A 3236-nucleotide genomic window follows, 5' to 3' on the forward strand; every position below is an offset into this window, starting at 1 on the left:
TTATCTGTTCCTGCGAACATATAGAAAAGAAATATTTCAACTTCGACTACCCCGGGAATAAATTCTCACGAGACCTGTCCTATGCTGTTGCTACTCGAAAGGCTCCAGGCAATTATGTTTATGAAATGGAGAGAGGTAAAGTAGAACTACTATTAAATGAAAAGCACCCTTCAATTATCGATCATCGTTCAGGAAAACCCCAGAAGTTTAAGATCTCAACTATCCATTATGAAAAAAGGATAGATAACAGCTTGAGATATTTCCTTAGAGAAGGAATGAACTTACAGGAAATTCAAAAAATCCTCGGTGAACCTTTTGAGAAGTGGGGCGGCCCTGTTCCCAATATGTATGTGTGGAGGATGGCTGACAAAAGGCATGTTGCCATAATGCCGTCAGTTCTCGAAATGCCGGAAGGCATGCAAAGCTTTAATCTTTTTAATGAATTTCAGAAGTTGGATCGTACTATTAAGCTGATTCCGTTAGGGTCATCAGGTAAGTAATAATCATTATTTTTTACCACACTGCATCAATATTTAAAACTTCATAAATATTTGTAGAATAACCATAGTGCAAAAACTTGAATATTGTTAATATTTAGATAAGCACTTTTTAGAATTTTTTACCGGAGTACCCAGTGAAGCAGGGCAATTTATTTAACAAAATACAAAACTATTCGTGTATTACCGAAATAACTAAACAAGAAATGGATCTTTTTGACTCCGAATTTGGAGAAGTTTGCGCCATATTTGTTCTTGATTCAACGGGGTTCACCAGAATTACCCGCGAAAAAGGCAGCCTTTACTTTCTTTATTTTGTAAAAAACCTCAGACAGAAATGTATTGAGATCTTTGCAGATTCAAATGTGATAGATTACCGCTTCCATGCAGATAATGTGTTTGCCGAATTTCCTGATGTAGAAAGTGCACTTGAGTGCGCTAAAGCTATACATGAGTATTTTGATTCTGAGAAATTCATGATGAATGAATATGAACATTTCCAGTCATGTATTGGCATTGGATATGGCAGGGGCGTCCGCTGTGATGTTGAAGGTGTTTTTGGCGATGAAATGAACACTACATGCAAACTTGGTGAAGATGTCGCAGAAGCAGGGGAGACTCTGCTGACAGAAAGCGCCTACCAGTCTGTACGCCTGCCTCTTGAAAGAGTCTCAGTAGCTTCAGTCGAAGTGAGGCTGTGTGAAAAATAAAACCTTACCTTTCATACTTATGTAAAATCTTTGATCTTATCAATAAAAGCTTCAAGCCGCTCTAAATAGCCCGATTTGAGCTCTATTTTCATGATTATGAGCTGTTTCCTTAAAAAAATAGGACAAAAGCCCCCTTCTATACCGGCTTTCGATTTTTTCGACTCGTTTCATGTTATAGGCTAATTGTGCCAGTGACAGTTCGGCATTGACCATTTTAAAACCTTTAGTTAAGAATCCACCAACTAATGAATGCATCTTCAGCCATGAGAATGGAGGTTCAACTATTACTTTTCGTAGCCTTCGAATATCTTTATTATAACTTAAACGTTCTCTGTTTTTTTCAATGTATGGATCATTTACTGATCGTTTAATGGTTCTATAGTTTGACGTAGTACATCTCTCTTTTATCGGGCAGTTTTTACAGGCTATTTTATTGCGGTAATTCCACTGTTTCTTCTTACCTGTATCAGGAGTGGTCAATTCTTGATTTGCAGGGCAAATATAAACATTTCTCTCTTCATTGAATTCAAAGTGCCTTTTCCCAAATAGTCCTTGCCTCTCTGAAGGCGACATCATAATTTCGGGAATATGAGTTATAATATTATTCTCGTCGCATTGCTTCAAACATTCGCTGCTGTAATAGCCCTTATCTGCTGTTACTTCAGTCTCATCAAGACTAAGGATTTCTTTTGCTTGAATACTCATTGGAGCAAGTAGACCGAAATCATTTTGCTTATTGGTGGCTTCACTACAAACGATTAGCCCATGTCTACTGTCAACGGCTGTCTGGGCATTGTAGCCAACTACTATGTTACCATTCTTTTTGAGTATTCTTGTATCTGCATCAGACTGAGAAAGGTGATCACTGCCGGATTCTTCGAGTTTCGCTTCAATTTGCTTTAGGTCGTCTATTCTGGATTCTAAGTTTTCTATTTGTGTATTAGCATAATTGTGAAGCTTTTCATCGGAAGGAACCGGACAATTATCTGCATCTTCCAGAAGTTTAAGGTAATTCGAAATTTCCTTTTCAAGATGTAATTTCAAACGATTGACCTTTTTCTTGCTCCAGCTCTTATCCAGTGCATTTTGGCCTTTAATACGGCTGCCATCAACTGCAAGAAGTTCACCTCCTATATAGCCCTGGTGGTAGCAGTGAAGGGAATACTGTGTGGCAACCTTTTTAAAGGAGTCGCTGTTGTTTTTGCGAAAGTCACAAATTGTTTTAAAGTCCGGTTTCAGCTTTTGCATAAGCCAGATGACTTCAAGATTTATTTTACAGGCTTTTTCCAGCTTACGTCCCGAACGAAGGCCATTCATATAACCATAAATAAATAGCTTCAGTAAAAACTTTGGGTGATATGCCGGGCGGCCTTTCCCTTGCGTATTACTCTTAGGAAATCTGAAGCCGCAATCATGAAGATCTAATGATTCAACAAAACTGTCTATTTTGCGAACTGGACTCTCAACTGCTACATAATCATCTAAGCAAGCAGGAAGAAGTTCTGCTTCGCGACGATCGGTTCCTTCAATAAAGTTCAATTCTTAATTCCTATATTAATATTTACCTTAACAACATAATACAAATTAAGGAAAAGGCAAGGTTTTTCACACAGCCTCGGCTCGCCGGTAAAAAATTTAGCTGTTGTAAACATTTGAAAATTAACTGTTTGTTTTTTGCGGGCAGGCTGCCCGCGATCCCGGCGGTTTAATTTACTTAAACAAAAAGTTGTTTAAGGACTTTACCTTTTTTATTGTGAATTGTAAATGGTCTGCCTGAACTGGACATGACTTCTTTCTCAGGATCAACTCCAAGGCTCCAGGCGATTGTTGAGTTGAAATCGGTTATGTCCACTTTGTTTTCAACTATGTCTTTACAATCGCGACTCATTTTACCGTATGTTTCACCGGCCTTTACTCCTGCACCGGCCAACAAGCAAGTGAAACCTTTTGGAAGGTGATCACGTCCGGCGTTCGGATTAATGTTGGGGGTCCGGCCAAATTCAGTGGCCACAACAACCAGAGTTGAGTC

The 3236-nt window shown here is 38.7% G+C and carries 4 protein-coding genes; 2 read left to right on the forward strand and 2 right to left on the reverse strand.

Features of this window, described 5'->3' with window-relative positions:
• Together HRU21_12270 and HRU21_12275 are read left to right on the forward strand one after the other, a co-directional pair.
• A partial coding sequence (locus HRU21_12270; protein NRA43064.1) for a hypothetical protein occupies nucleotides 1–500 on the forward strand: 500 nt, incomplete at its 5' end.
• A 134-nt stretch (nucleotides 501–634) separates the two neighbouring features.
• Nucleotides 635–1207: a hypothetical protein gene (locus HRU21_12275; protein ID NRA43065.1), complete on the forward strand. Its 573-nt coding sequence runs from the start codon at nucleotides 635–637 to the stop codon at nucleotides 1205–1207.
• Nucleotides 1208–1258: 51 nt separating this feature from the next.
• Here HRU21_12275 and HRU21_12280 read toward each other — a convergent pair whose 3' ends face one another.
• A complete protein-coding gene (locus HRU21_12280) occupies nucleotides 1259–2746 on the reverse strand; it encodes an IS1182 family transposase (protein ID NRA43066.1) in 1488 nt (495 codons plus the stop codon).
• A gap of 175 nt (nucleotides 2747–2921) precedes the next feature.
• Nucleotides 2922–3236: DUF1501 domain-containing protein (locus HRU21_12285; protein NRA43067.1), on the reverse strand; the 315-nt coding region annotated here is incomplete at its 5' end.

It is taken from the genome of Pseudomonadales bacterium (genome assembly GCA_013215025.1).
Classification (GTDB): Bacteria; Pseudomonadota; Gammaproteobacteria; order Pseudomonadales; family DT-91; genus DT-91.